The sequence below is a fragment of the Streptomyces sp. NPDC127097 genome, assembly GCF_042724075.1.
In the GTDB taxonomy this organism is placed as follows: Bacteria; Actinomycetota; Actinomycetes; order Streptomycetales; family Streptomycetaceae; genus Streptomyces.
Genome location: NZ_JBHXFI010000073.1, coordinates 1 through 24691 on the forward strand (window position 1 = coordinate 1; position 24691 = coordinate 24691).

Consider the following 24691-nt stretch of genomic DNA (forward strand, 5'->3'; position numbering starts at 1 on the left):
CCTCCCACCTTTGGGTTTGGTGGGTTGTTTTTTTTTTTTTCCGCCCGCGGGCGGGGGGGCGTATGGGCCCCTGGGGGGGCGTGGGGGGCCCGCCCCGCCCGCCCCCCCCCGCCCCCGTCCCCGGCCGTCCCGCCACAGCGCCGCGGCGGCCGTGCCACGGACGGCCGATCCGCCGAACGGCGCCAAGGGCTGGTGGCACCCCCGTCGCGCCGATAGGTTCAGCCCGACCTTTGCTATCCCAAGGGGAGGGTGCATGCGCAAGGCCACCAGATGGCTGCTGTCGCTCGCGGTGCTCATAGGCACGGCGGGAGCCGGCAGTGCTTCGGCAGGAGCGGCCACCGCCGCCGAGCCGAAGACCGAGGACATCAAGGACCGGATCCTGGCGATTCCGGGGATGAGCCTCATCGAGGAAAAGCCGGTCGACGGCTACCGCTACTTCGTTTTGAATTACACCCAGCCGGTTGACCACCGGCACCCCTCGAAGGGGACCTTCCAGCAGCGACTGACCCTGCTGCACAAGTCGGTGGACCGGCCGACGGTGTTCTTCACCTCCGGGTACAACGTGAACACCACGCCGTCCCGCAGCGAACCGACCAAGATCATCGACGGCAATCAAGTCTCGATGGAATACCGGTACTTCACCCCGTCGCGGCCCACGCCCACCGACTGGAAGAAGCTGGACATCCGGCAGGCCGCCAACGACCAGCACCGCATCTTCCGGGCGCTGCACCGTATCTACGGCAAGAACTGGATCGACACCGGCGGCAGCAAGGGCGGGATGACCGCCACGTACTACCGCCGCTTCTTCCCGCACGACATGAACGGCACCGTCGCCTATGTCGCGCCCAATGACGTACGCAACGACGAGGACTCCGCGTACGACCGGTTCTTCCGCACCGTCGGGACCGCGCAGTGCCGCACCGCCCTCACCGCCATCGAGCGCGAGGCCCTGCTGCGCCGCGGGGAGATGGTCAAGCGCTTCCAGGACTGGGCCGACAAGGAGAAGCAGACCTTCACCAAGGTCGGCAACGCGGACCGGGCCTATGAAGTCATGGTCACGGACCTGGTGTTCGGGTTCTGGCAGTACCAGCCGGCCGAGACCGCCTGCGCCGAGGTGCCCAAGCCGACCGTCTCCACCGACGAGCTGTGGAAGTGGATGGACAAGGTCGGCGGCTTCGACAGCTACACCGACCAGGGCATGGAGCCGTACACGCCGTACTACTACCAGGCGGGCACCCAGCTCGGAGAGCCCGGCTACGGCTACCCGCAGCTGGCCGGTCTGCTGAAGTACCCCGGCATCAACAACTCCCGGTCGTTCGTGCCGAAGGACATCCCGATGCGCTTCGACCGGCGCGCCATGCCCGACATCGACCGCTGGGTGCGCCACCACGCACAGCGGATGATGTTCGTCAACGGTGAGTACGACCCGTGGAGTTCGGAGCACTTCGAGGTCGGCAAGGGCGCCCGGGACTCCTATGTCTTCACCGTGCCCGGCGGCAACCACGGCTCGAACATCGCGAAGCTGAAGGAGGCCGACCGCACCAAGGCCACCGCCGAGCTTCTCGACTGGGCCGGTGTCCAGGCCCCGGCCGGCAAGCCCACCCCGCTGGCCCCGGACAACAAGAAGCTGGACAAGCAGGAGATCCGGCGGATGCCGCTGCTGCGGCCCTGAGTCCGCCACCCGCCGCGGGGCCGCCGCGCCCCGCGGCCGCGGGGCGGTGACGGACCGAACGGCGCGCTCCCCGAGGGACCGGGGGAGCGCGCCGTGTCCGGGTCCGGGCCCCGCTCAGTACGTCAGCCCGTGGCCGATCTGGTAGAGCGCCCGGGTCGGGGCGTCGGCACGCATTATCGGGACGGGCAGCCGGCCCGCCGGACTCCGCCGGCCGGCGATCACCCGGGCCGCCGCCCGCAGCTCCACATCGGTCCAGGAATAGCTCGCCAGGGCCGCCGTGACCCCGGTCAACTGGGCGATGTCATACGGGTTGCGGACCGCCAGCTGCACCACCGGCTTGCCCGTGGCGAGCAGCGCCTCGACCAGCTTCCGCTGGGCGGAGGCCGCGGTCACGTTGTAGGTGGCCACCACCACCGCGTCCCGCTCGCGGAGCGCCGCCACCGCCTCGTCGATCCGCTGCTGGGTCGGCGTCTGGCCCGTGGACAGGGCGGTGGCCGTGAAGCCCAGCTCGGTGAGGGCCCGGGCCAGCACCGTGGTGGGCGGACCGCCGGTCCCGGACGGCGCGGCCGCGTCGACGCCGGCCACCAGCACCCGGCGCTCCCGGAGGCGGGACAGCGGCAGGACGCCGGTGTCGTTGCGCAGCAGCGTGGTGGTGCGGTCCGCGATCCGGTCGGCGGTGGTGAGGTGGGCGCGGGTGCCGACCACCCGGTCCACGGCCCGGTGGGTGGTGTACGGGTTCTTGAAGAGTCCGCGCCGCTCCTTGAGCAGCAGAATGCGCAGCAGCTTCGCGTCGAGGTCCCGCTCGGCCAGCTCGCCCTCCTTGAGCGCGGTGAGCACGGCACCGTGCGCGACGGCCAGGTCCGGCGGGTTCAGCAGCTGGTCGACCCCGGCCTTGAGGGCCAGCACCGGAACCCGGGCGTCGCCGTACTTCACCCGTACGCCCTCCATCCCGAGGGAGTCGGTCACCACCACACCGTCGTAGCCGAGGCGTTCACGAAGGATGCCGGTGAGGATCGGGCGGGAGAGGGTGGCCGGGTCCTCGCTCGGGTCGAAGGCGGGCACGACGATATGCGCCGTCATGATCGAATCGATCCCGGCGGCGATCGCGGCCTTGAAGGGCGGCGCGTCCAGCCGCTCCCACTCCTCGGCACTGTGGTGGATGTACGGCAGCCCGACATGGCTGTCGGTGTCGGTGTCGCCGTGGCCGGGGAAGTGCTTGGCGCAGGAGGCGATCCCGGCGCCCTGATAGCCGTTCACCTCGGCGGCGACCATACGGGCCACGGCCTGCGGGTCCGCGCCGAAGGAGCGCACACCGATGACCGGGTTGGCGGGGTTGACATTGACATCGGCGTCCGGCGCGTAGTCCTGCCGGATGCCCAGGGCGAACAGCTCCTCGCCGGCGATCCGGGCCGCCGTACGGGCATCGTCGCGGGAACCGCCCGCGCCGAGCGCCATCGCCCCGGGGAAAAGCGTCGCGGGCGCACCGACGCGGGCCACTATGCCGTGTTCCTGGTCGGTGGAGATCAGCACCGGCACGGGGACGCGCTGGGCGGCGGCGGCCTGCTGGATGCCGTTGGAGAGATCGGCGATCTGGTGCGGCTCCCGGGTGTTGTGCGCCCAGCCGAAGTAGATGATGCCGCCGACGTGGTACTTGGCGATCAGCTCGGCGGCGTTGGCGACGCCGATCTCCTTCTGGTTCGCGGCGGCATCGGCCGGGTCGGGGTCGGTGGCGGAGTGCCCGTAGACCCGCATGACGAAGAGCTGGCCGACCTTTTCCTCCGGAGTCATACGGGAGATGAGGCGGCGCAGCCGGGCCTTGGTGGCGGCGGACGGGGCCGGGGACGGGGCCGGGGCGGCGGGCTGGTGTCCGATGCCGGGCGCCGTGCCGTGCGCGGGGCCGGCAACCGCGCCCGTGGCAGCGGCGGCCGCGGCGGCCGCGGTGGTCAGGAGGGTACGTCTGGAGTGCATCTGCGCTCCTTCCGGAGGGCTTCCTCGGCTCATTGAAGGAAACTTCCAAGGAGACACGGATAGCCGGAAAACTATTGTCGGTCAATGACGCGATCCGTGGTGGCGCCCAGCTATTGCGCGGCGGCGGGGGATGTGTGATGGGGCGTCGGGCTGGTCGGGCTGCGGAAGCCGGGGCGGGCCGACGGCCGGGGGAGGGGGAGTGGGCGGCGGCGTGCCGGGTGGGGCGGCCTGGGCGCGGTTCCGGGTGGGCCGCGGTGAAGGCGCTGGTGGCGGCGTGCGGGGAGGCCGGCGAAGGCGCGGGGCGGGCGGGCGACGGCGGGCGGGCGGGCGGCCGGCCGTGTCCGGACCCGGCGCCGCCCGCCGCATCCCGCCTCAGGGAGCCGTGGGCCCGTCTTCCAGGAGCTGCTGGAGGTGGGCGCGGCCCGGGGCCAGCAGGGCGGGGAGGTCGGCCGCCCCGGGGTACCAGCGCTTCTCGTACTCCCAGCACAGCCAGCCGCCCGCGCCCTGGTCATAGGTGCCCTCGGGAGCCGGCACCGGGCCCTGGGCGCCGGCGGGGGGCCGGCCCAGGGTGCCCAGGGCGGCGGCCAGCGGCACGGCGCCGGCACCGAGCGGGACCGGCGTGCGGTCCTCGGCCGAGGCGACGTCCTTGACCTGGACATAGCCCAGATGCGGGGCGAGCGCGGCATGGGTGTCGGCCGGCTCCTCGCCACCGAGCCAGCTGTGCAGCACATCCCAGAGCGCCCCGATCTGACGGTGGCCCACGGGGCCCAGCACCCGGGCGGCATCCGCGCCCGTACGGTGCGAGTCATGGGTCTCCAGCAGCACCCGGACGCCGCGTTCGGCCGCGAGCGGGGCCACCGCGGCGAGCCGGCGGGCGGCATCCGCGTCCGCCTCGTCCGCCGGGCGCTCCCCGCCGCCGGGGAAGACCCGGACATACGGCGCCCCCAGATCGGCGGCGAGAAACACCAGCTCGCTCAGCTCCTGCGCCAGCTCCTCCTCGCCCGCCGCGTCCCGGGCCGCGGCCACCTGGGCGTATCCGGCGACCGCCAGGATCTCGACCCCGGCGTCCGCGAACTGCTCGCGCACCGCGGCCCGTTCCCGCATCCCGATCAGCGGATGCACCGGTTCCTCCGGATGGGCCCGCAGCTCCACGCCCTGATATCCGGTGCCGGTGGCCAGTCGCAGGACGTCGGCCACCGGCATGCCGGGCACACCGAGTGTGGAGAAAGCGAAGCGCATCGCGGGGGCGGTGCCGGGTGCGTTGCCGGTGCTGACCATGCCTGGGCTCCTCCTCGTGGTTCACACCATCGTCGTCCGTCCCTTCCACCCTGCCCGCAATGCCCGCGTCATCACAGGACCAGCCGCCAGTCCTGGCCGACCAGGTCCTGCCCGAAGCTGTGGTGCGCCGACTCGGTGACCAGCTCGAACCCGGCCCGCTGATAGATACGGCGGGCCGCGCCGAGGACGGAGTTGGTCCACAGCACCATCTCGCCGTACCCGGCCTCCCGGGCGAACTCCACGCAGGCATCGACGAGTTGACGACCGACCCCGTGCCCGCGGGCGTCCGGCTCCACCAGCAGCAGCCGCAGCCGGGCCACCCCGGGCCGCTCGTCCCGTACGCACATCACCGCGCCCGCCCGGCGCCCGTCCAGCTCCGCTATCCAGGTGCGGTCCCACCGCGGGTCGAAAGCCTCGGCGTACTCCGCGATGATCCGGGCCACCAGCGCCTCATAGCTCAGATCGAAGCCGTACTCGGCGGCGTAGAGGGCGGCGTTGCGCTCGACCATCCAGCCGAGGTCCCCGGGGCGGGCCGTGCGTAGCGTCACTTCGGCCGACCGGTCCTGGGGCGGCTGTTCCGCGCCCTCGCCGAGCAGGGCGCGGATGGTCCGCATCGAGTCCACCAGCCGGGCCCGGTCCTCGTCCGGGAGCCGCTCCAGCAGCGACCCGGCGGCGTCCTGCGAGCGCTCCTCCAGCAGGCCGGCCGCCTCCCGGCCGCCGTCGGTCAGCGTGATGCGCTGCCGGCGGGGGTCCTGCTCGGACCTGCCGCGGGTGATCAGCTCGCGGTCCTCGAACTTGCCGAGCAGCCTGCTCAGATAGCCGGCGTCCAGCGACAGCGAGGCCCGCAGATCCGCGGCGTCCACCCGCTCGTGGTGCGCGACCTCGTAGAGCACCCGGGCCTCGGTGAGGGTGAACGGGGTGTAGAGATGCCGCCCGTAGTCGAGGGCGCCGATCAGGTTCGTGTAGAAGCGGTTGAATCTGCGCAGCTCGCGGACGTCGGGCGCGGCGTCGCGCGCCGCGCCGGATGTCTTGTCGGATGCCGTCCCGGTTGTCATCGTCGACCCCTCACCCTTGACTGAGTCAAGGATAAGCGAAGGGTGCCGCACCGCGCACGGCAATTTCGCACCCTGTTGATGACCCCGCGTGCGGGCTAGCGTCCTCGCGGGAGAGCGCGCCCCGCGGGACGCTCCCCACCCGCCGCGAGCGAGGGAGGCCGGGCCGTGACACACACGACCGTACGCATCGCCATGAACGGCGTGACCGGACGCATGGGACACCGCCAGCATCTGGTCCGCTCCGTCCTGGCCCTGCGCGACCAGGGCGGCCTGGAGCTCGCCGACGGGACCCGGATCCGGCCCGAGCCCGTCCTCGTCGGCCGCTCCGCGCACAAATTACGGGCGCTGGCCGACCGCCACGGCGTGGAGCACTGGAGCTGCGACCTCGACTCCGTACTGGGCGACGACACCATCGACGTCTACTTCGACGCCCAGATCACCGCCGCCCGCGAGGAAGCGGTGGGCAGGGCCATCGCCGCCGGAAAGCACCTGTACGTCGAGAAGCCCACCGCGAGCGGCCTCGCCGGCGCCCTGAAGCTGGCCCGGCTGGCCCAGGAGGCGGGCGTCAAGAACGGTGTCGTCCAGGACAAGCTCTTCCTGCCCGGCCTCCGCAAGCTCCGCCGCCTCGTCGAGAGCGGCTTCTTCGGCCGCATCCTGTCCGTACGGGGCGAGTTCGGCTACTGGGTCTTCGAAGGGGACACCCAGCCGGCGCAGCGCCCCTCCTGGAACTACCGCGCCGAGGAGGGCGGCGGCATCGCGGCCGACATGTTCCCGCACTGGGAGTACCTCCTGCACGAACTGTTCGGGCCGGTCAGAAGCGTCCAGGCGCACCTCACCACCCACATCCCGCGCCGCTGGGACGAGTCGGGCACCCCGTACGACGCCACCGCCGACGACGCCGCCTACGGCATTTTCGAACTGGCCGGCGGCATCGTCGCGCAGATCAACTCCTCCTGGGCGGTCCGGGTACACCGCGACGAACTCGTCGAATTCCAGGTGGACGGCACCGAGGGCTCGGCCGTCGCCGGCCTGCGCCACTGCCGCATCCAGCACCGCGCCGGCACCCCCAAACCCGTCTGGAACCCCGACGTCCCGGCGTCCGAACCGTTCCGCGAGCAGTGGCAGGAGGTCCCCGACAACGCCGACTTCGCCAACGGGTTCAAGGTTCAGTGGGAGCTGTTCCTCCGGCATGTCGTACGCGACGAGCCCTGGCGCTGGGACCTGGCGGCGGGCGCGCGCGGCGTCCAGCTCGCCGAACTGGCGCGCCGGTCCTCGGCCGAGGGACGCCGCCTGGACGTACCGGAGCTGAGCCGGTGAACGCCCCGGCGCACTCGTCCGCATCCGAGCCGGACCCCGGATCCCCGTCCGCGCCGGACGCCCCCGTTTCCCCGCCCCCTTCCGCGTCGACCCCCTTGCGCTCCCGTACGGTCTTCGCCGCCGCCCACGTGGTCGCCGATCCACACGCCGACACCACCCCGGACGGCCCGGCCGCCGTCGACTGGGACACCACCCTCGCCTTCCGGCACCACCTGTGGGCGCACGGCCTGGGCGTGGCCGAGGCGATGGACACCGCGCAGCGTGGTGCGGGCCTGGACTGGGGCGCCGCCGCCGAGCTGATCCGCCGCTCCGCCGCCGAGGCACGCGCGGTCGGCGGACTGCTCGCCTGCGGCGCCGGCACCGACCAACTCCCCGCCCACGGAGCCTCCTTGGCCGAGGTCCGGGACGCCTACGAGGAACAGCTGGGCGCCGTCGAGGCGGCCGGCGCCCGGCCCGTCCTGATGGCGTCCCGCCAGCTCGCCGCGGCCGCCACCGGCCCGGACGACTACCGGGAGCTCTACGGCCACCTGCTGCGCCAGACCACCCGGCCGGCGATCCTGCACTGGCTCGGCCCGGTGTTCGACCCGGCGCTGGCGGGCTACTGGGGCAGCGCGGAACCCGACGCCGCCACCGGGACGCTCCTCGCGATCGTCGCCGACCACCCCGGCAAGGTGGACGGCGTCAAGATCTCCCTGCTGGACCCCGCCCGGGAGGTACGGCTGCGCCGCCAACTGCCCCCGGACGTACGCTGCTACACCGGCGACGACTTCCACTACCCCGAGCTGATCGCGGGCGACACCCACGGCTTCAGCGATGCCCTGCTGGGCGTCTTCGACCCGCTCGCCCCCCTGGCCGCGGCGGCCGTCCGCCGCCTCGACGCCGGGGACACCGCGGGATTCCGGGCCGCCCTGGACCCCACCGTCACGCTCGCCCGGCACCTCTTCGCGGCACCCACCCGCCACTACAAGACCGGTGTGGTCCTGCTGGCCTGGCTGGCGGGGCACCAGCCGCACTTCACCATGGTCGGCGGCCGCCAGTCGGCCCGTTCGCTGCCGCATCTGCGGCGCGCTTACCAACTGGCCGACGCACTCGGCCTGTTCCCGGACCCGGAGCGCGCCGCCCACCGGATGCGCACCCTGCTCACGGTGTACGGGGGAGCGGGCGCATGAACCACGGCACCCCGTCACTCCTCGACCGGCTCAGCCTCAACCAGCAGACCGTCCGCCAGTGGTCGCTGCCCCAACTGGCCGACGGCTGCGCACGCGCCGGCGTACGGGGCGTGGGCCTGTGGCGCGCGCCCGTACGGCAGTACGGGGTGGCCGCGGCCGCCCGGCTGATACGGGACGCCGGGCTGCGGGTCAGCAGCCTGTGCCGGGGCGGGTTCTTCACCGCCCTGGACCCGGGCGAGCGGGCCGCCGCCCTGGACGACAACCGGACGGCCCTCGACGAGGCGGCCGCCCTCGGGACCGACACCCTGGTCCTGGTCTCCGGCGGACTGCCGCCCGGCAGCCGGGATCTGGCCGGCGCCCGGGAGCGGATCGCGGACGCGCTGGGCGAGTTGGCGCCGTACGCCGCCGAGCGGGGCGTCCGCCTGGCGCTCGAACCGCTGCACCCGATGTACGCCGCGGACCGGTGCGTGGTCTCCACGCTCGCCCAGGCCCTGGACCTCGCCGAGCGGTTCCCCGCCGACCGGGTGGGCGTGGTGGTGGACACCTACCACCTGTGGTGGGACGACACGGTCGGCGCGCAGATCGGGCGCGCGGGCGGCACCGGCGGCACGGCCGGTTCCCGGATCGCCGCCTTCCAGATCGCCGACTGGGTCACCCCGCTGCCCGAAGGCGCCCTGCTGGGGCGCGGGCAGCTCGGGGACGGCTCGGTGGATCTGCGGTGGTTCCGGGAGCGGGTCGAGACGGCCGGCTACCGGGGGCCGGTCGAGGTGGAGATCTTCAACCCGGCGCTGTGGGCACGGGACGGCGCCGAGGTCCTGGCCGAGATCGTGCGGCGCGTCCGTACGCACGTCGGATAACCGCCGGACGACGGACGGACGACCGGGGGAACCGCCCCTCGGCCGGCCGGGAAATAACTCCGCGGAAGTGTGCAACCGTTGGCCGCCCGTAAAGGTCATAGCTGACGTTGGTCCCGAAAAGGGGAGGGATCCGGGGGGATCCGGGGCCGGCATGGAGGGGGAATCGAGGGGCCCGACCATCGGACGGGCCCCTCGATGGGAACCCGGCGTTCCGGCCCGGCGCGCCGCCGGACCCCGCGCGGTGTCAGACCCCGGCGGTACGGTCGGTGCATGGTCAACGCAGCCGTGATCGAAGGGGTCCTGGAGCGGATCACCTACGCCAATGAGGAGAACGGCTACACGGTCGCGCGGGTCGACACCGGCCGCGGCTCCGGCGATCTGCTGACCGTCGTCGGCGCACTGCTCGGCGCGCAGCCCGGCGAGTCGCTGCGCATGGAGGGCCGCTGGGGCTCCCACCCGCAATATGGCAAGCAGTTCACGGTCGAGAACTACACCACCGTCCTGCCCGCCACGATCCAGGGCATCCGCCGCTATCTGGGCTCCGGCCTCATCAAGGGCATCGGCCCCCGGATCGCGGACCGCATCGTCGAGCACTTCGGCACGGACACCCTCGACATCATCGAGCGCGCGCCCGGCCGCCTCGTCGAGGTACCGGGCCTGGGCCCCAAGCGGACGAAGCTGATCGGCGCGGCGTGGGAGGAGCAGAAGGCCATCAAGGAGGTCATGGTCTTCCTCCAGGGCGTCGGGGTGTCCACCTCCATCGCGGTGCGGATCTACAAGAAATACGGCGACGCCGCCATCTCCGTCACCCGCAACGAGCCCTACCGCCTCGCCGCCGACGTCTGGGGCATCGGCTTCCTGACCGCCGACCGCATCGCACAGTCCGTGGGCATTCCGCACGACAGCCCGGACCGGGTCAAGGCGGGCCTCCAGTACGCCCTGTCGCAGTCCACCGACCAGGGCCACTGCTTCCTCCCCGAGGAGCAACTGATCGCCGACGCGGTGAAGTTGCTCCAGGTGGACACCGGCCTGGTCATCGACTGCCTGGGCGAGCTGGCCGCCGACCCGGAGGGCGTGGTCCGCGAGCAGGTACCGGGTGGTGCGGACGGTGCGCCGCCGGTCACCGCCGTCTATCTGGTGCCGTTCCACCGCGCCGAGATCTCGCTGGCCGGCCGGCTGACCCGGCTGCTGCGCACGGACGAGGACCGGATGCCGGCCTTCCGGGACGTCGACTGGGACAAGGCGCTGGCGTGGCTGGCGCGGCGTACGGGCGCCGAGCTCGCCCCCGAGCAGCAGCAGGCGGTGCGGCTGGCGCTGACGCAGAAGGTCGCGGTGCTCACCGGCGGCCCCGGCTGCGGCAAGTCCTTCACGGTCCGCTCCGTCGTCGAGCTGGCCCGCGCCAAGAAGGCCACGGTCGTGCTGGCGGCGCCCACGGGCCGGGCGGCCAAGCGGCTCTCGGAGCTGACCGGCGCGGAGGCATCCACGGTCCACCGCCTCCTGGAGCTCAAGCCGGGCGGGGACGCCGCCTATGACGCGGACCGGCCGCTGGACGCCGATCTGGTGGTCGTCGACGAGGCGTCCATGCTGGATCTGCTGCTCGCCAACAAGCTGGTCAAGGCGGTGCCGCCGGGCGCCCATCTGCTGCTGGTCGGGGACGTCGACCAGCTCCCGTCGGTGGGCGCGGGCGAGGTGCTGCGCGATCTGCTCGACGGGTCCGGCCCGGTGCCCGCCGTCCGGCTGACCAGGATCTTCCGCCAGGCCCAGCAGTCCGGGGTGGTCACCAACGCCCACCGCATCAACTCCGGCACCCCGCCCCTGACGTCGGGAATGACGGACTTCTTCCTGTTCGCCGAGGAGGACGCCGAAGAGGCCGGGCGGCTCACGGTCGATGTCGTGGCCCGCCGCATCCCGGCGAAGTTCGGCCTCGACCCGCGCCGGGACGTCCAGGTGCTCACCCCGATGCACCGCGGCCCGGCCGGCGCCGGCGCCCTGAACGGCCTGCTCCAGCAGGCCGTCACCCCCGCCCGCCCCGACCTGCCCGAGCGCCGCTTCGGCGGCCGGGTCTTCCGTGTCGGCGACAAGGTCACCCAGATCAGGAACAATTATGAAAAGGGCCGCAACGGCGTCTTCAACGGCACGGTCGGCGTGGTCACCGCCCTGGACTCCGACGAGCAGCGGCTGACCGTGCGCACCGACGAGGACGAGGAGGTTCCCTACGACTTCGACGAACTCGACGAACTCGCCCACGCCTATGCCGTGACGATCCATCGTTCGCAGGGTAGTGAGTATCCAGCGGTGGTGATTCCGGTCACCACCAGTGCCTGGATGATGCTTCAGCGCAATCTGCTGTATACCGCCGTGACCCGGGCAAAGCGTTTGGTGGTGCTGGTCGGCTCCCGGAAAGCCCTGGGACAGGCCGTCCGCACGGTATCCGCCGGTCGGCGGTGTACGGCGCTCGATCACCGGCTCGCCGGTGCGATGTGATGTCCCCCCTCTTTCCCATTCGGGGCGAAGAGGGGCAGGATGGGCGCTCAGGCGGCACTGAGTGCCGCAGACAGGCCCTATGGCCGACCCCGAGTGCACATCCAAGGCCCAAATGGGGGAAGGTATAGGCAGTCAGGGCACCTCGAAGAAGAGGCACAACGTCGGTGAGGGATGACGTGAGCGACAACTCTGTAGTACTGCGTTACGGGGACGGCGAATACAGCTACCCGGTCGTCGACAGCACTGTTGGCGACAAGGGCTTCGATATCTCGAAGCTGCGCGCCCAGACCGGTCTGGTGACCCTGGATTCCGGTTACGGCAACACCGCGGCGTATAAATCCGCGATCACCTATCTCGACGGTGAGAACGGCATTCTTCGTTACCGCGGGTACCCGATCGAGCAGCTTGCAGAGCGCAGCACGTTCGTCGAGACCGCGTACCTCCTCATCAACGGCGAGCTGCCCACCGTCGATGAGCTGGCGAACTTCAAGCAGGACATCACCTACCACACCCTGCTGCACGAGGATGTCAAGCGCTTCTACGACGGCTTCCCCCGGGACGCCCACCCGATGGCGATGCTGTCGTCGGTCGTCAGCGCGCTGTCGACCTTCTACCAGGACAGCCACAACCCGTTCGACGAGCAGCAGCGGCACATCTCCACGATCCGGCTGCTGGCCAAGCTCCCGACGATCGCGGCCTACGCGTTCAAGAAGTCGGTCGGCCACCCGGTCGTCTACCCGAGCAACGACCTCGGGTACGTCGAGAACTTCCTCCGGATGACCTTCTCGGTGCCGGCCGCGGACTACGAGCTCGACCCGGTCGTGGTCAGCGCCCTCGACAAGCTGCTGATCCTGCACGCGGACCACGAGCAGAACTGCTCCACCTCCACGGTCCGCCTGGTGGGCTCCTCGCAGGCGAACCTCTTCGCCTCGATCTCGGCCGGTATCAACGCCCTGTGGGGCCCCCTGCACGGCGGCGCCAACCAGTCCGTGCTGGAGATGCTGGAAGGCATCCAGCGCGACGGCGGCGACGTCGACTCCTTCATCCGCAAGGTGAAGAACAAGGAAGACGGCGTGAAGCTCATGGGCTTCGGGCACCGCGTCTACAAGAACTTCGACCCCCGGGCGAAGATCATCAAGGCGGCGGCGCACGATGTCCTCTCCGCGCTCGGCAAGTCCGACGAGCTGCTGGACATCGCCCTGAAGCTGGAGGAGCACGCGCTCTCCGACGACTACTTCGTCGAGCGCAAGCTCTACCCGAACGTCGACTTCTACACCGGCCTGATCTACCGGGCCATGGGCTTCCCGACCGAGATGTTCACGGTGCTCTTCGCGCTCGGCCGGCTGCCCGGCTGGATCGCCCAGTGGCACGAGATGATCAAGGAGCCCGGCTCCCGCATCGGCCGTCCGCGGCAGATCTACACCGGTGTCGTCGAGCGCGACTTCGTGCCGGTCGAGGAGCGCTGACCGCCGCCCTTCGAGGCAGCCCGCAGACATAAAGAAGCGCCCCGCCTCCGGATCCCCCCACGGGTCCAGAGCGCGGGGCGCTTCCCGTGTCCCGGTTGGATTCCCCCCACGGGATCCGTCCGGGCGTTCCGGGTTGCACCGCGATCTGCCGGGACGCGCACGTTCGGGAGGGCCGCTCAAAGCTCCCCGGGCACGTCGCCCCGGCCACGCGTAGCCGGGCACGATCCCCCAAGATCAGCACGGCTGTTGCAGTGCAAGCCCCGCCGGGGTGCCTGCACTGCCCGGTTAGACTCACGACCCCCCTCAATGGTTACGTTCCCATGAGTGTGATCTGGGTCTCTTGCCATATGGGGGCGAATGCGGTCAAGGGCTCACATCTGGAGATCGAGGCTCTGCGGTATGGGTGTTGTGTCAGTTGTAAGGGCTATGTGAAATTTCGTAGCCGCAGGCTGTTCGCGACCACGAAGACCGACGAGAAGGCCATCGCCGCACCCGCGATCATCGGGTTCAGCAGTCCGGCCGCGGCCAGCGGCAGCGCCGCGACGTTGTAGCCGAACGCCCAGAACAGATTCCCCTTGATCGTGCCGAGCGTGGCCCGCGCCAGCCGGACGGCATCCGCCGCCACCCGCAGATCGCCCCGTACGAGGGTGAGATCACCGGCCTCGATCGCGGCATCCGTGCCGGTCCCCATCGCCAGCCCCAGATCCGCGGCGGCCAGCGCGGCCGCGTCGTTGACCCCGTCACCGACCATCGCGACCGTACGGCCCCGGGCCCGCAGCCGCTCCACCACCGCCACCTTGTCCTCGGGCAGCACCCCGGCGATCACCTCGTCGATCCCGACCTCGGCAGCCACCGCCGCCGCGACGGCCTCGTGGTCACCGGTCAGCAGCACCGGGGTCATCCCCAGCCGGCGCAGCTCCCGCACCGCCGCCGCGCTGCCCGGCTTCACCGCGTCGGCGACCGCCAGCACCCCGCGCGCCCGGCCGTCCCAGGCCACCACCACGGCCGTACGGCCCGCGGCCGCGGCGCCGGCCAGCGCCTCCCGCAGCTCCGGCGGCAGCACGACCCCGGCCTCCTCGGCCAGCCGCGCCCGCCCCGCCAGCACCCGGTGGCCACCGACCGTCCCGCGCACCCCCAGCCCCGGCACGTTCTCGAAATCCGCCACGGCCGGCAGCGCGCCCACCCGACGGGCCGCACCCGCGGCGAGGGCGCGCGCCACCGGATGCTCCGAGGCGTCCTCCAGCGCCCCCGCCAGCCGCAGCAGCTCGTCCTCCGCGACACCCGGGGCCGCCACGACCTCCTGGAGCCGCATCCGGCCGCTGGTGACCGTGCCCGTCTTGTCCAGCAGCACGGTGTCCACCCGGCGGGTCGACTCCAGCACCTCCGGGCCCTTGATCAGGATGCCCAGCTGGGCGCCGCGCCCGGTGCCGACCATCAGCGCGGTCGGCGTGGCCAGGCCCAGTGCGCACGGGCAGGCGATGATCAGGACCGCCACCGCGGCGGTGAACGACGCGGTCGCCTCCCCGGTCACCAGCAGCCGGCCGGTCAGGGTGCCGGCCGCGATCAGCAGCACCACCGGAACGAAGACCGCCGAGACCCGGTCGGCCAGCCGCTGCACCGCGGCCTTCCCGTTCTGGGCGTCCTCCACCAGCCGCGCCATACGGGCGAGCCGGGTGTCCGCGCCGACCAGGGTCGCCTCGATCTCCAGCCGCCCCGACGCGTTCACCGTCCCGCCCGTGACACCGTCCCCGGGCGCGACCTCCACCGGGACGGACTCCCCGGTCAGCATCGACGTGTCCACCGCGGACGCGCCCGCCATCACCCGCCCGTCCGTGGCGATCTTCTCGCCGGGCCGGACCACGAAACGGTCGCCGACCGCCAGCTCCGCCACCGGAATCCGCACCTCACGCCCGTCCCGGAGGACGGCCACGTCCTTGGCGCCCAGCTCCAGCAGCGCCCGCAGCGCCGCCCCCGCCCGCCGCTTCGAGCGGGCCTCCAGATACCGCCCGAGCAGCAGAAACGCGGTCACCCCGGCCGCCGCCTCCAGATAGATCTGGGTCCCGGCGTCCGCACGGGACACGGTCAGATCGAAGCCGTGCCGCATACCCGGCATCCCCGCGTCGCCGAAGAACAGCGCCCACACCGACCAGCCGAACGCGGCCAGTGTGCCGAGCGAGACCAGGGTGTCCATGGTGGCGGCGCCGTGCCGCAGATTCGTCCAGGCGGCCCGGTGGAACGGCAGACCGCCCCAGACGACCACCGGCGCGGCGAGGGTCAGCGAAAGCCACTGCCAGAAGGGGAACTGGAGCGCGGGCACCATGGCCAGCACGATCACGGGCACGGCCAGTACGGCGGAGACCGTCAGCCGCTGCCGCAAGGGGCGCAGATCCGCCCGCGGTTCTGTGGAGAGGACCGCGCCGTCGGCCGGTGCTGAACCGGCCGGCCCGGTGGGCTCCGGCGGCGGTTCGGGGGGCCGCGCCGTGTAGCCGGTCCGCTCGACGGTGGCGATCAGATCCCCGACCGAGACCCCGCCCCCGTACGAGACCTGTGCCTTCTCGGTCGCGTAATTGACCGTGGCCACCACGCCGTCCATGCGGTTGAGCTTCTTCTCGACCCGCGCGGCGCACGAGGCGCAGGTCATCCCGCCGATGGCGAGCTCGACCCGCGCCTGTGCGGTGGAACCGGACATGGGATCAGGCCGCCTGCCCCACGAGCTCGTAGCCGGCCTCGTCGACGGCCGCGCGGACGGCTTCCTCGTCCAGCGGGGCCTTCGACGTGACGGTCACCAGGCCGGTGGCCGCGACCGCCTGCACCGCACTGACCCCGGCGATCTCGCCGATCTCCGCCGACACCGCACCCTCGCAGTGGCCGCAGGTCATCCCGGTGACCCGGTAGGTGGTGGTCACCGCCCCGGCATCGACGTCGGTGCCGCCGGAGTGGCAGGAGCCTTCCGGGGTGCAGCAGGAGCTGTTCTCAGCCATGGGGACTCTCCTTGTGGTGCTGATGCGTTCCGTGTGGTGCAAGTGTCGGAGTGCCGAAGCGTGCCACGCGAGACTCCGGCACCTGCCTTTGCCCCGACCTTAAGCAGCCTATACCCCTAGGGGGTATCAATCCAAGCCGTTGGCGCTCCCCGTGCCTGAACGGGGTCCCCATCCGCGTTGCCGTGCGCCCCACCACGCGTCAGCCTTGGGATACGGGCTCGGGGCGGATCCGAGGAGGCGGCCGGATGGACGTACTGGCCCTCTACGGCCTGCTGGTGCTCACCACACTGCCGCCGCTGGTCCCCAACTCCGCCCTGCTGGTCTCCGTCGGCGTGCTCGCCTCCCGCGGCGAACTGTTCCTGCCGCTGATCCTGCTGATCGTCGCCGGCAGCGCCCTGCTCGGCGACCTGCTGATGTACCTGGCCGCGCGGCGGTTCGGCGGACCCGTACGGGCCTGGATGCGACGCAAACCCCGCCGCCGGGCCCTACTGGAGTGGACCTCCGGCCGCATCCAGCGCTACGGCCTGCCGTTCGTGATCGCCGTACGGTTCCTGCCCAGCGGGCGGATCGTCGGCGCGCTGGCCTCCGGCGTGCTGCGCTACCCGCTGCGCAAATACGCCCTCGGCGCCGGCATCGCCGAAGCCACCTGGGCCACCTACTCCGTCGGCCTCGGCTACCTCGGCAGCGCCACCACCGGCCGCCCGCTCTACGCCGCCGCCATCGGCTTCGGCGTCTCCTGCGCGGTCGCCGCGGTCGGCGCCGCCATCCAATGGGCCCTCCGCCGCCGCGCGTTGCGCGACCCCTCGGAAGGCGGCGGCGAAGGTGAGGGCGGCGGCCCCCACAACGGCGGCGAGGACCCCGGCGGCCGGGCGTCCTCCGTGGCCGCCACCTGACGGCGCCCCCGGCGCACAGCGGCCGGGACCGCGGCGCCCCGAGCGCCCTCACACCCCCGGACCCGTACCGCCGGCCGGGGCCCGGACATCCGCCACAGCCACCGGCTCACCGCTGCGCCGCGAACGCTCGCACGCCTCGGCGACATAGAGCGCCTCCAGCGCCTCCCCCGGCGCACACGGGCTCGGCATACGGCCCGCCGCGACCTCGGCGAAGGCGCCCAGCTCGGTGACGTAGGCGTCGTGGAAACGCTCCATGAACGTGGCATACGGATCGGCCGCCCGCCGCCACGACAGCTCCGCCTCGGCGGACGGCAGCGGCGCCCGGTCGTCCAGCCCCACAAAGCGGGCCCCCTCGGAACCGCACACCTCCAGCCGGACGTCATGGCCCGCGCCGTTGTAGCGGGTCGCCGTAACGGTGGCCAGCGTGTCGTCGTCGAAGCGCAGCAGCGCCGCACAGGTGTCGACATCGTCGCCGTCCGCGAAGAAGGACGCCCCGCGGTTGGCGCCCTGCGCGTACACCGAGACCACCTCACGGCCGGTGAGCCAGCGCAGGATGTCGAAATCATGGATGCTGCAATCCCGGAACAGCCCGCCGGAGGTGGGGATGTAGCCGGCCGGCGGCGGCGTCCGGTCGCTGGTGCAGGCGCGCAGGGTGTGCAGCCAGCCCAGCTCGCCGGAGCGCAGCGCCTCGCGGGCGGCCCGGTAGCCCGCGTCGAACCGCCGCTGGAAACCGATCTGTACGGGCACGGTGCCGGCCCGCGCCCGCTCCACCACCCCGACCGTGCCGGGCACATCCAGGGCGACCGGCTTCTCGCAGAACACCGGCACCCCCGCGTCCAGGGCCTGGTGGATCAGCGGGGCGTGGGCGCTGGTCGCGGCGGTGATCACCACACCGTCCAGGCCGTCCGCGTACATCTCCTCGATACCCGCGGCGGCGCGCACACCAAGGGTGTCCGCCAGCGCGGCGGCCCGTGCGGCGTCCAGGTCCGCGACGACGACGTCGGTGACGCCCGGGACGCTCCGGAGGGTGGTGGCGTGGAACGCGCCGATGCGCCCGGTGCCGATCAGACCGATCTTCATGGCGGGGGTCCCTTCCGGTGGCTGTGTGCGTGGGAGCGGTCCGTTAAAGCGGCCCGTTGGAACGGTCCAACCGCTCGCGATAGCCGCACCCTGCATGTCCTGATGTCCGTATGTCAACCACCTTGCGGGGCCGTAAGGTTGCGCGTTGACGGCGACCTGCGCCGATGGAAGGATTTCCGTTCATGGAACGGTCCAACGGGTGGCTCGGCACGCACGCTGAGGGGCAAGTCGACGCGCAGGCGGAGGGGCGAGCCGCCGAGCGAGCCGAGGCGCGGACGGACGGTGCGACCGCCGCCCGGGCCGCGCCGACCGGCGCACGGCCGGTTGCGGGTGCGGGCCGCCCGCCCACGATCCGCGGAGTCGCGGAGCGCGCGGGCGTCTCCAAATCGCTGGTCTCGCTGGTGCTTCAGGGCTCACCGCGGGTCAGCGACAGCAAGCGGCAGGCCGTGCTGGACGCCATCGAGGAGCTCGGCTACCGGCCGAACGCCGCCGCCCGCAGCCTGGTCGCCCGCCGTACGCACACCGTCGGGGTGCTGCTGAACGATATGCGCAACCCCTGGTTCGTCGAGGTGCTCGACGGACTGAACTCGCTGCTCCAGGCGCACGGCCTGCGGATGCTGATGGCCGACGGGCGGCTGGACCGCCGGGCCGGCCAGGACTTCGCCCGCACCTTTCAGGAGCTGCGGGTCGACGGCCTCGTCGTCGTCGGCACCCTCCCGGACACCGACGGCCTCGCCGAGGTCGCCGAGCGCCTGCCGACCGTCATCGCCGGCAACCACGAACCCCGGCTCCCGCACGCCGACCTCGTCGCCAACGACGACGAGCGCGGCGCCCGGCTCGCCACCGAGCACCTCATCGGCCTCGGCCACCGGCGGATCGCCCATATCGCCGGACAGGGCCTGGTCGGCGAGCTGCGACGGCGCGGCTTCGAGGCCGCGATGCGCGCCCACGGCCTGGCCGAGAGCGCCGTCGTGACCAGCGGCGACGGGACCGAGGAGGGCGGCTACCGCGCCGCCGTCCGGCTCCTCACCCCACCGTCCGCCCCCGCACGCCCGGGTGCCCGGCCGCCGGCCGCCCAACGCCCCACCGCCGTCTTCGCGTTCAACGACATCTCCGGTGTCGGTGCGCTGTCCGCGGCCCAGGAGTTGGGCCTGCGCATACCCGCCGACCTCTCCCTCGTCGGCTACGACAACACCTATCTCGCCCGCATCCGCCACCTCTGGCTGAACTCCGTGAACAACGCCAGCCACGAGGTCGGGCGGCGCGCGGCGCGCTGCCTCCTGGACCGTATGGCGTGCCCCGACGCCCCGGCCGGGCAGCAACTCGTCGCCCCGGAACTGGAGATCAGGGGCTCGACGGCAGCACCCCGGCCCGACTGACCCGTAGCCGCCGGGTGCGTCCGGCCGCGCTGCCGCCCGGGCCCCGGTGCCGCCCGGGGCGCCGGAGCCGGTCCGGTCCGGTGGCTCAGCGCCGGCCGCGTTGGCCCGGCCGCTGCGCCACCCACCTTCTGACCGTGTCGGCGAACCAGTACGGTTTTCCGCCCTCCACCAGATCCGGTTCGGGCAGCAGCCCGTGCTTGCGGTAGGAGCGCACGGTGTCCGGCTGCACCTGGATGTGCGCGGCGATCTCCTTGTACGACCAGAGCTTGCGGTCGGTCATCTCTGCCACCTCCTGAGTGCCGTACGCAGGGTCGGCCCGGAGAGCCGGCAGGGGGCTGGGTACGGCCTGGTGATCACTCACCCTGTGCCTGGACAACGACACCGAGTAACCATCGGGGAGGGGCTGTTGAACGGCTGTGACGTAAGGCGCGCGTAACGGTGACAGCGGTGACGCGGGGCGGACGGCTGTGACGGGGGCGGGACGATCAGTGGCCGGGGCGGGGCACTCCCGTACGGGGCGGGGGCGCTCAGGGGCCGGGGTGCGGGCACTCCCGTACGCAGCGAGGACGGGGTGACGAGGGGCGGGGCTCCGGGCACGGCGGCGGGTCGGTCGCGGTGCGGGCCCCGGCGCCGTGGGCACACAGCCGTGTGGCGGGCCAGTGCCCCGACTGGGGAACCGGCCCGCCACAGGGGTGTTGCCGATGGTAAGGGTGTTGCCGACGGTCGGCAGCGGATCAGGCGTGGTACAGCGCGTACCAGGTCTTCTTGCCGACCTTGCCGTCAGCGGTCAGATGGTGCCGGGACTGGAACTTCTTCACCGCGGCCCGGGTCTTGGGGCCGAAGTAGCCGGTCACATCTCCCCAGGGGAGATAGCGGCGGTTCGCCAGCAGGCACTGCGCCTGCGAGACGCGGTCGCCGCGCTGACCGTAGACGGTGAGGGCGTTGCCGTTGTAATAGGCGCAGGCGGCCAGGGTGTCGGCCCGTCCGCCGGCCGGAGCGTCCGCGGACGCCGGGCCGGTGAGCAGTCCCGCGGTCAGCAGGCCCGCGGTCGCGGTGAGGACGGCTGTGCGCTTGACGGTTCGGCTGAGTGCGTTGGTCTTCACGAATTCCACCGTTTCCCCCGTTGGATGTGATTCCACCCGCTGTGACGCCGGGAACGCGCTCCGTGGTTCCCCCATTCCCGCCGATTCCCCGTCAAGTGGCGCCGATTCCCTGCCGAGTGGCGCGGGTGACCCGCCGGTCCCCGTCCGCCGCACAGCCGGTTCCGTCCCGTCGCTCTGCCAGTTGGTGGCCGGTGTCCCGTCAGCTCGTGGCCGGTGCGGCCCCCGCCGCCTTCCGCAGCTCGTCCTCCAGATCCTCCAGCGCCAGCCCCTTCGTCTCCGGCGCGTACCGCCGGCAGAACACCAGGGACAGCACACACATCGCGCCGAAGAGCCAGAAGGTGGTGCCGGCGCCGACCACGTCGAGCAGCAGCGGAAAGGCCAGCGCCACCGCGAAGTTGACCAGCCACATCATGAACACCGCGGCGCCCATGGCCAGTCCACGCACCCTGAGCGGGAACATCTCGGCCAGCAGCAGCCAGACCCCGGTGTTGAGCGTGCCCTGCATGAACGCCATGTAGAGGACCATCAGGCCCAGGACCAGGATGCTGACGGCGGGGGAGTGCGGGAGGTGGAAGGCGGCGCCGAGCAGCGCGAGCGAGACGGTCATCCCGGCCAGGCCGGTGAGCAGCAGCGGCCGCCGGCCGACCCGGTCGATCAGGGACATCCCGACCGCGGTGGCGAGCACCGAGATCACCCCGATCGCGATGGTGGCGGTGATCGAGGCACCGGTGCCCAGCCCCGTCGACGCCAGGATCTTCGGCGCGAAATACACCACGGCGTTGACGCCGGTGATCTGCTGCACGGCCGCCAGCCCGATACCGACCAGCAACAGCCGCCGGATCCACGGGGTGCGCAACTGCCGCCAGCCGTCGCGCCGGGCCTCGGCCTCCAGACCGCGGGCGTGATCGATCCGGGCCAGCTCGGCGGGTACGTCCTCGGCGGGCAGCGTACGGCGCAGCACCCGGGCCGCCTCGTCCTGCCGCCCCTTGCTGATGTACCAGCGCGGGGTGTCCGGCAGGAAGAACAGGCCGGCGAACAGCGCCACGGCGGGCAGCGCCGCCAGACCCAGCATCCAGCGCCAGGCCGCCCACTGCGCCAGGAAGGCGTTGATGAGATAGGCGAGCAACTGACCGCTGACGATCATCAGCGAATTGAACGAGACCAGCCGGCCCCGGATGTGCGGGGGCGCGATCTCGGAGAGATAGAGCGGGGTGATGACCGAGGCGCTGCCGACGGCGAGGCCGAGCACGAAGCGCGCCACGGTCATGAACGGCACATCGGGGGCGAGCGCCACGGCCAGCGCCCCGCCGATGAACACGGCGCCCGCCCACAGCAGCGAGTTGCGCCGGCCCAGCGCATCGGACATCCGCCCACCGATCAGCGAGCCGAAGGCCGCGCCGATCAGCAGCGCGCTGGTGATGACGCCCTCGCCCAGGGACGTCAGGCCGAAGTGGCCCTCCATGAACGGGAGGGCGCCGGATATCACCCCGGTGTCGTACCCGAACAGGGCGCCGCCGAGGGCGGCGACGGCAGCAATGCCCACGATGAAGCGTCTGGCGCGACGGGCCCGCACCCCCTCACCCGGGCCGGCGGACACCAACTGGCCGGTCGGAGCCCCCATCATCAGCCCCGCTCCGCCGGGCAGCCGATCCCCCCGGCATCAGGAGCGGGGAATGGGCGCGGGGGGTGGGGCAGGGGTGGGGTGGCGTGCATGAGGTGGAACCTTTCGGTGGATCGGGGAGGGGCGCGGCGGCCCGTGGGCCGGGGGCGTGGGGGCGGCGGCCCGGTGAGCCGGGGGCAATCACCGCGCGGCCGGCCGCCTCACCGATACAGCGCGGGCCGCTCGATGAGTTCGACCGCGATCCGCTCGCCCGTCGTCTGGGCGCGTACCCCCGCCTCGCAGACCGCCGCCGCGGCATAGCCGTCCCAGCAGCTGGGGCCCTCGATCTCGCCGCGCCGGGTGGCGTTCACCCAGCGCTGCACCTGCCGGTCGTAAGCCTCCTCGAAGCGCTCCACGAAGCCGGGGGTGATCGCGCCGCCCCAGTGGCCCGCGGTGTTGCTGAACACCCCGCGGTCGTCACCGATCCTGGCCGTGCCGCCCTCGCAGACCGCCTCACAGCTGACCTGGTAGCCGAAGCCGCAGTTGACGAAGAGTTCGGTGTCCACGACCTGGCCGCCCGCCGTCTCGAAGAGGACCAGCTGGGGGTCGCTGAGGCCCTCCGGGGCGTTGCCGGTGGGGGCCGGGCGCAGCACCCGCACCGCGGTGATCTCCTCCTCCAGCAGCCAGCGGGTCACATCGATCTCGTGCACCAGCGAGTCGTTGACCATCATGGCGTTGGTGAAGCCGGGCGGGGAGTCGGGGTTGCGGTGCTTGTTGTGCAGCATCAGCGGACGGCCGTAAGCGCCCTGGTCCAGAAGGGACTTGAGGGTGCGGTAGTCGGCGTCGTAGCGGCGCATGAAACCGACCTGGACCCGGCGGTGCCCCAGCGCCTGCTCGGCCTCCAGCACCCGCAGTGCGGAGGCGGCGTCCGGCGTCAGCGGCTTCTCGCACAGTACGGGCAGATCCCGCGCGAAGGCGTCCAGCAGCGCCGCCTCGTGCGCGGGCCCCGGCGAGGCGATCAGTACGGCATCGACCCCGGGGTCATCCATGGCGGCGGCCGGGTCGGTGTAGGCGGTGCACCCTTCGATGCCGTCGGCGAGGTGCTTGACCCGCGCCGCGTCGATGTCGACCACCGCCGCCACCCGGGCGCCACTGATCACCTCGTTGATCCGGCGTACGTGGTCGGCGCCCATCCGGCCGGTACCGATGACCGCCACACCCAGCGTTTCGTGCGAAGTCATGTTGTCCACAAGTCCTTACGTGCTTCGGAGTGCGAGAGATACCCTGAGAACGGAACCGATTACGCTCCGTAATCGTTGCCGGGGTAAGAGGAGGAGGCGTCGCGAGGCGGACACGCGCGAGGCGGACACGCGAGGTGCCAGTGGCTCACGCGCCGCACGAGCGCAGGAAGCGGCGGGTGCGTTCGGCGATGGGGAAGGGCTGGTCGGGCGGGCAGGGGTACATGTCCTGCTCGACGATGGCGAAGAGGTCGACGTTCAGCTCCTGGGCGGCCTCCAGTACGGGCGGCAGCGCCGGTACGCCGAGCGGCGGTTCGCACATCACGCCCTGCTTGACCGCGGGGCCGAACGGCGTGCCCTTGGCGACGACGTCGCTGAGGATGTCCGGGTCGACCTGCTTGAGGTGGAGGTAGCCGATCCGCTCGCCGTAGGTGCGGATCAGCTTGACGCTGTCGCCGCCGCAGTAGGCGTAGTGGCCGGTGTCCAGGCAGAGGTTGACCAGGTCGGAGTCGGTCGCGTGCAGGAACCGTTCGACATGCTCCTCGGTGTCGATATGGGTGTCGGCGTGCGGGTGTACGACGATGTCCAGCCCGAACTCGTCGCGCACCTGCTTGCCCAGCCGTTCCATGCCGGTGGTCAGCTGCTTCCACTGCTCCGTGGTCAGCTCGCGCGGCTCGATCTCCTCGGCGGTCTTGTCGTCGCGCCAGAAGGAGGGGATGACGACGAGGTGCCGCGCGCCCATCGCCTGGGTGAGGGTGGCGACCTCGGAGACGTGCGCCCAGGTCTTGTCCCATACGGACGGGCCGTGGTGCAGCGAGGTGAAGATCGTGCCGGCCGACACCCGCAGGCTGCGGCGGGCGATCTCGTCGCGCAGGACGGCGGGGTCGGTGGGCAGGTAGCCGTACGGGCCGAGTTCGATCCACTCGTAGCCCGCCTCGGTGACCTCGTCCAGGAAGCGCTGCCAGGGGACCTGCTGGTCGTCGTCGGGGAACCAGACTCCCCACGAGTCGGGTGCGGAACCGACGCGGATGCGGTCCAGGACGGGCTGGGCGGCATGGGGAACGGACATGCTGCGGCTCTCCTCTCGCCGGTCGGCGGTGACCGGGAGGCGCTGGGGTGGGGTTGTGGGGCACAGCCTCTCTGCCGCCCCG

The 24691-nt window shown here is 72.1% G+C and carries 19 protein-coding genes; 8 read left to right on the forward strand and 11 right to left on the reverse strand.

The annotated features are described in order from the left end of the window. The first annotated feature begins 253 nt into the window (after nucleotides 1-253). Nucleotides 254-1672 (forward strand): S28 family serine protease, encoded by a 1419-nt coding sequence (locus ACFWJW_RS33900; protein WP_387248402.1) that lies wholly within the window; start codon nucleotides 254-256, stop codon nucleotides 1670-1672. A 114-nt stretch (nucleotides 1673-1786) separates the two neighbouring features. Here ACFWJW_RS33900 and ACFWJW_RS33905 read toward each other — a convergent pair whose 3' ends face one another. From ACFWJW_RS33905 to ACFWJW_RS33915, 3 genes are all read right to left on the reverse strand, one after another. After that, nucleotides 1787-3640 (reverse strand): glycoside hydrolase family 3 protein, encoded by a 1854-nt coding sequence (locus tag ACFWJW_RS33905; protein ID WP_387248405.1) that lies wholly within the window; start codon nucleotides 3638-3640, stop codon nucleotides 1787-1789. 372 nt (nucleotides 3641-4012) lie between these two features. Further along, nucleotides 4013-4879, reverse strand: coding sequence for a sugar phosphate isomerase/epimerase family protein (locus ACFWJW_RS33910; protein ID WP_387248450.1), 867 nt, complete (start codon nucleotides 4877-4879; stop codon nucleotides 4013-4015). A 110-nt stretch (nucleotides 4880-4989) separates the two neighbouring features. Continuing rightward, entirely contained in the window at nucleotides 4990-5973 is a 984-nt protein-coding gene (locus ACFWJW_RS33915; RefSeq protein ID WP_387248407.1) for a GNAT family N-acetyltransferase, read from the reverse strand. Between the two features lie 165 nt (nucleotides 5974-6138). Here ACFWJW_RS33915 and ACFWJW_RS33920 point away from each other — a divergent pair, with 165 nt between their 5' ends. From ACFWJW_RS33920 to ACFWJW_RS33940, 5 genes are all read left to right on the forward strand, one after another. Next, complete coding sequence (locus ACFWJW_RS33920; RefSeq protein ID WP_387248409.1) at nucleotides 6139-7290, forward strand: Gfo/Idh/MocA family protein; 1152 nt, start codon at nucleotides 6139-6141, stop codon at nucleotides 7288-7290. Beyond that, the gene (locus ACFWJW_RS33925) at nucleotides 7287-8459 is read left to right on the forward strand and encodes a dihydrodipicolinate synthase family protein (RefSeq protein ID WP_387248412.1); all 1173 of its coding nucleotides are present in this window, start codon (nucleotides 7287-7289) and stop codon (nucleotides 8457-8459) included. Before ACFWJW_RS33920 ends, ACFWJW_RS33925 begins: the two co-directional genes overlap by 4 nt. Next, complete coding sequence (locus tag ACFWJW_RS33930) at nucleotides 8456-9316, forward strand: sugar phosphate isomerase/epimerase family protein (RefSeq protein ID WP_387248414.1); 861 nt, start codon at nucleotides 8456-8458, stop codon at nucleotides 9314-9316. Before ACFWJW_RS33925 ends, ACFWJW_RS33930 begins: the two co-directional genes overlap by 4 nt. Nucleotides 9317-9586: 270 nt before the next feature. Continuing rightward, nucleotides 9587-11800 (forward strand): ATP-dependent RecD-like DNA helicase, encoded by a 2214-nt coding sequence (locus ACFWJW_RS33935; RefSeq protein WP_387248416.1) that lies wholly within the window; start codon nucleotides 9587-9589, stop codon nucleotides 11798-11800. A 176-nt stretch (nucleotides 11801-11976) separates the two neighbouring features. After that, nucleotides 11977-13266, forward strand: coding sequence for a citrate synthase (locus tag ACFWJW_RS33940; protein ID WP_042154955.1), 1290 nt, complete (start codon nucleotides 11977-11979; stop codon nucleotides 13264-13266). A 424-nt stretch (nucleotides 13267-13690) separates the two neighbouring features. On the opposite strand, the gene ACFWJW_RS33945 is transcribed toward ACFWJW_RS33940, so the two are convergent. Together ACFWJW_RS33945 and ACFWJW_RS33950 are read right to left on the reverse strand one after the other, a co-directional pair. After that, entirely contained in the window at nucleotides 13691-15955 is a 2265-nt protein-coding gene (locus tag ACFWJW_RS33945) for a heavy metal translocating P-type ATPase (RefSeq protein ID WP_387248419.1), read from the reverse strand. Between the two features lie 4 nt (nucleotides 15956-15959). After that, nucleotides 15960-16247 (reverse strand): heavy-metal-associated domain-containing protein, encoded by a 288-nt coding sequence (locus tag ACFWJW_RS33950; RefSeq protein WP_387248421.1) that lies wholly within the window; start codon nucleotides 16245-16247, stop codon nucleotides 15960-15962. 245 nt (nucleotides 16248-16492) lie between these two features. Between ACFWJW_RS33950 and ACFWJW_RS33955 the strand changes: the two genes are divergently transcribed. Beyond that, nucleotides 16493-17140, forward strand: coding sequence for a DedA family protein (locus ACFWJW_RS33955; RefSeq protein ID WP_387248423.1), 648 nt, complete (start codon nucleotides 16493-16495; stop codon nucleotides 17138-17140). Nucleotides 17141-17188: 48 nt separating this feature from the next. Here the strand turns inward: ACFWJW_RS33955 and ACFWJW_RS33960 are convergent, their stop codons facing one another. Further along, a complete protein-coding gene (locus ACFWJW_RS33960; RefSeq protein ID WP_387248425.1) occupies nucleotides 17189-18220 on the reverse strand; it encodes a Gfo/Idh/MocA family oxidoreductase in 1032 nt (343 codons plus the stop codon). A gap of 182 nt (nucleotides 18221-18402) precedes the next feature. On the opposite strand from ACFWJW_RS33960, the gene ACFWJW_RS33965 reads away from it, so the two are divergent. Continuing rightward, nucleotides 18403-19599 (forward strand): LacI family DNA-binding transcriptional regulator, encoded by a 1197-nt coding sequence (locus ACFWJW_RS33965; protein WP_387248427.1) that lies wholly within the window; start codon nucleotides 18403-18405, stop codon nucleotides 19597-19599. Nucleotides 19600-19684: 85 nt separating this feature from the next. Here the strand turns inward: ACFWJW_RS33965 and ACFWJW_RS33970 are convergent, their stop codons facing one another. From ACFWJW_RS33970 to ACFWJW_RS33990, 5 genes are all read right to left on the reverse strand, one after another. Next, nucleotides 19685-19879, reverse strand: a complete 195-nt coding sequence (locus tag ACFWJW_RS33970; RefSeq protein WP_018093041.1) for an AlpA family transcriptional regulator — start codon at nucleotides 19877-19879, stop codon at nucleotides 19685-19687. A gap of 454 nt (nucleotides 19880-20333) precedes the next feature. Continuing rightward, nucleotides 20334-20702 (reverse strand): peptidoglycan-binding protein, encoded by a 369-nt coding sequence (locus ACFWJW_RS33975; protein ID WP_244329652.1) that lies wholly within the window; start codon nucleotides 20700-20702, stop codon nucleotides 20334-20336. A 199-nt stretch (nucleotides 20703-20901) separates the two neighbouring features. Continuing rightward, entirely contained in the window at nucleotides 20902-22323 is a 1422-nt protein-coding gene (locus ACFWJW_RS33980; RefSeq protein WP_387248453.1) for a sugar porter family MFS transporter, read from the reverse strand. A 200-nt stretch (nucleotides 22324-22523) separates the two neighbouring features. Next, on the reverse strand, nucleotides 22524-23543 hold the full coding sequence (locus ACFWJW_RS33985; protein ID WP_387248430.1) for a Gfo/Idh/MocA family protein: 1020 nt from the start codon (nucleotides 23541-23543) through the stop codon (nucleotides 22524-22526). Nucleotides 23544-23688: 145 nt separating this feature from the next. Continuing rightward, the gene (locus tag ACFWJW_RS33990; protein ID WP_328546971.1) at nucleotides 23689-24609 is read right to left on the reverse strand and encodes a sugar phosphate isomerase/epimerase; all 921 of its coding nucleotides are present in this window, start codon (nucleotides 24607-24609) and stop codon (nucleotides 23689-23691) included. Nucleotides 24610-24691: the final 82 nt, after the last annotated feature.

Excerpts from the sequence above, each read along its gene's own strand:
- ACFWJW_RS33900 (WP_387248402.1), top strand. The coding sequence starts at position 254 with ATGCGCAAGGCCACCAGATGGCTGCTGTCGCTCGCGGTGCTCATAGGC.
- ACFWJW_RS33905 (WP_387248405.1), bottom strand. The coding sequence starts at position 3,640 with ATGCACTCCAGACGTACCCTCCTGACCACCGCGGCCGCCGCGGCCGCC.
- ACFWJW_RS33910 (WP_387248450.1), bottom strand. The coding sequence starts at position 4,879 with ATGCGCTTCGCTTTCTCCACACTCGGTGTGCCCGGCATGCCGGTGGCC.
- ACFWJW_RS33915 (WP_387248407.1), bottom strand. The coding sequence starts at position 5,973 with ATGACAACCGGGACGGCATCCGACAAGACATCCGGCGCGGCGCGCGAC.
- ACFWJW_RS33930 (WP_387248414.1), top strand. The coding sequence starts at position 8,456 with ATGAACCACGGCACCCCGTCACTCCTCGACCGGCTCAGCCTCAACCAG.
- ACFWJW_RS33935 (WP_387248416.1), top strand. The coding sequence starts at position 9,587 with ATGGTCAACGCAGCCGTGATCGAAGGGGTCCTGGAGCGGATCACCTAC.
- ACFWJW_RS33945 (WP_387248419.1), bottom strand. The coding sequence starts at position 15,955 with ATGTCCGGTTCCACCGCACAGGCGCGGGTCGAGCTCGCCATCGGCGGG.
- ACFWJW_RS33950 (WP_387248421.1), bottom strand. The coding sequence starts at position 16,247 with ATGGCTGAGAACAGCTCCTGCTGCACCCCGGAAGGCTCCTGCCACTCC.
- ACFWJW_RS33955 (WP_387248423.1), top strand. The coding sequence starts at position 16,493 with ATGGACGTACTGGCCCTCTACGGCCTGCTGGTGCTCACCACACTGCCG.
- ACFWJW_RS33960 (WP_387248425.1), bottom strand. The coding sequence starts at position 18,220 with ATGAAGATCGGTCTGATCGGCACCGGGCGCATCGGCGCGTTCCACGCC.
- ACFWJW_RS33965 (WP_387248427.1), top strand. The coding sequence starts at position 18,403 with ATGGAACGGTCCAACGGGTGGCTCGGCACGCACGCTGAGGGGCAAGTC.
- ACFWJW_RS33970 (WP_018093041.1), bottom strand. The coding sequence starts at position 19,879 with ATGACCGACCGCAAGCTCTGGTCGTACAAGGAGATCGCCGCGCACATC.
- ACFWJW_RS33980 (WP_387248453.1), bottom strand. The coding sequence starts at position 22,323 with ATGGGGGCTCCGACCGGCCAGTTGGTGTCCGCCGGCCCGGGTGAGGGG.
- ACFWJW_RS33985 (WP_387248430.1), bottom strand. The coding sequence starts at position 23,543 with ATGACTTCGCACGAAACGCTGGGTGTGGCGGTCATCGGTACCGGCCGG.
- ACFWJW_RS33990 (WP_328546971.1), bottom strand. The coding sequence starts at position 24,609 with ATGTCCGTTCCCCATGCCGCCCAGCCCGTCCTGGACCGCATCCGCGTC.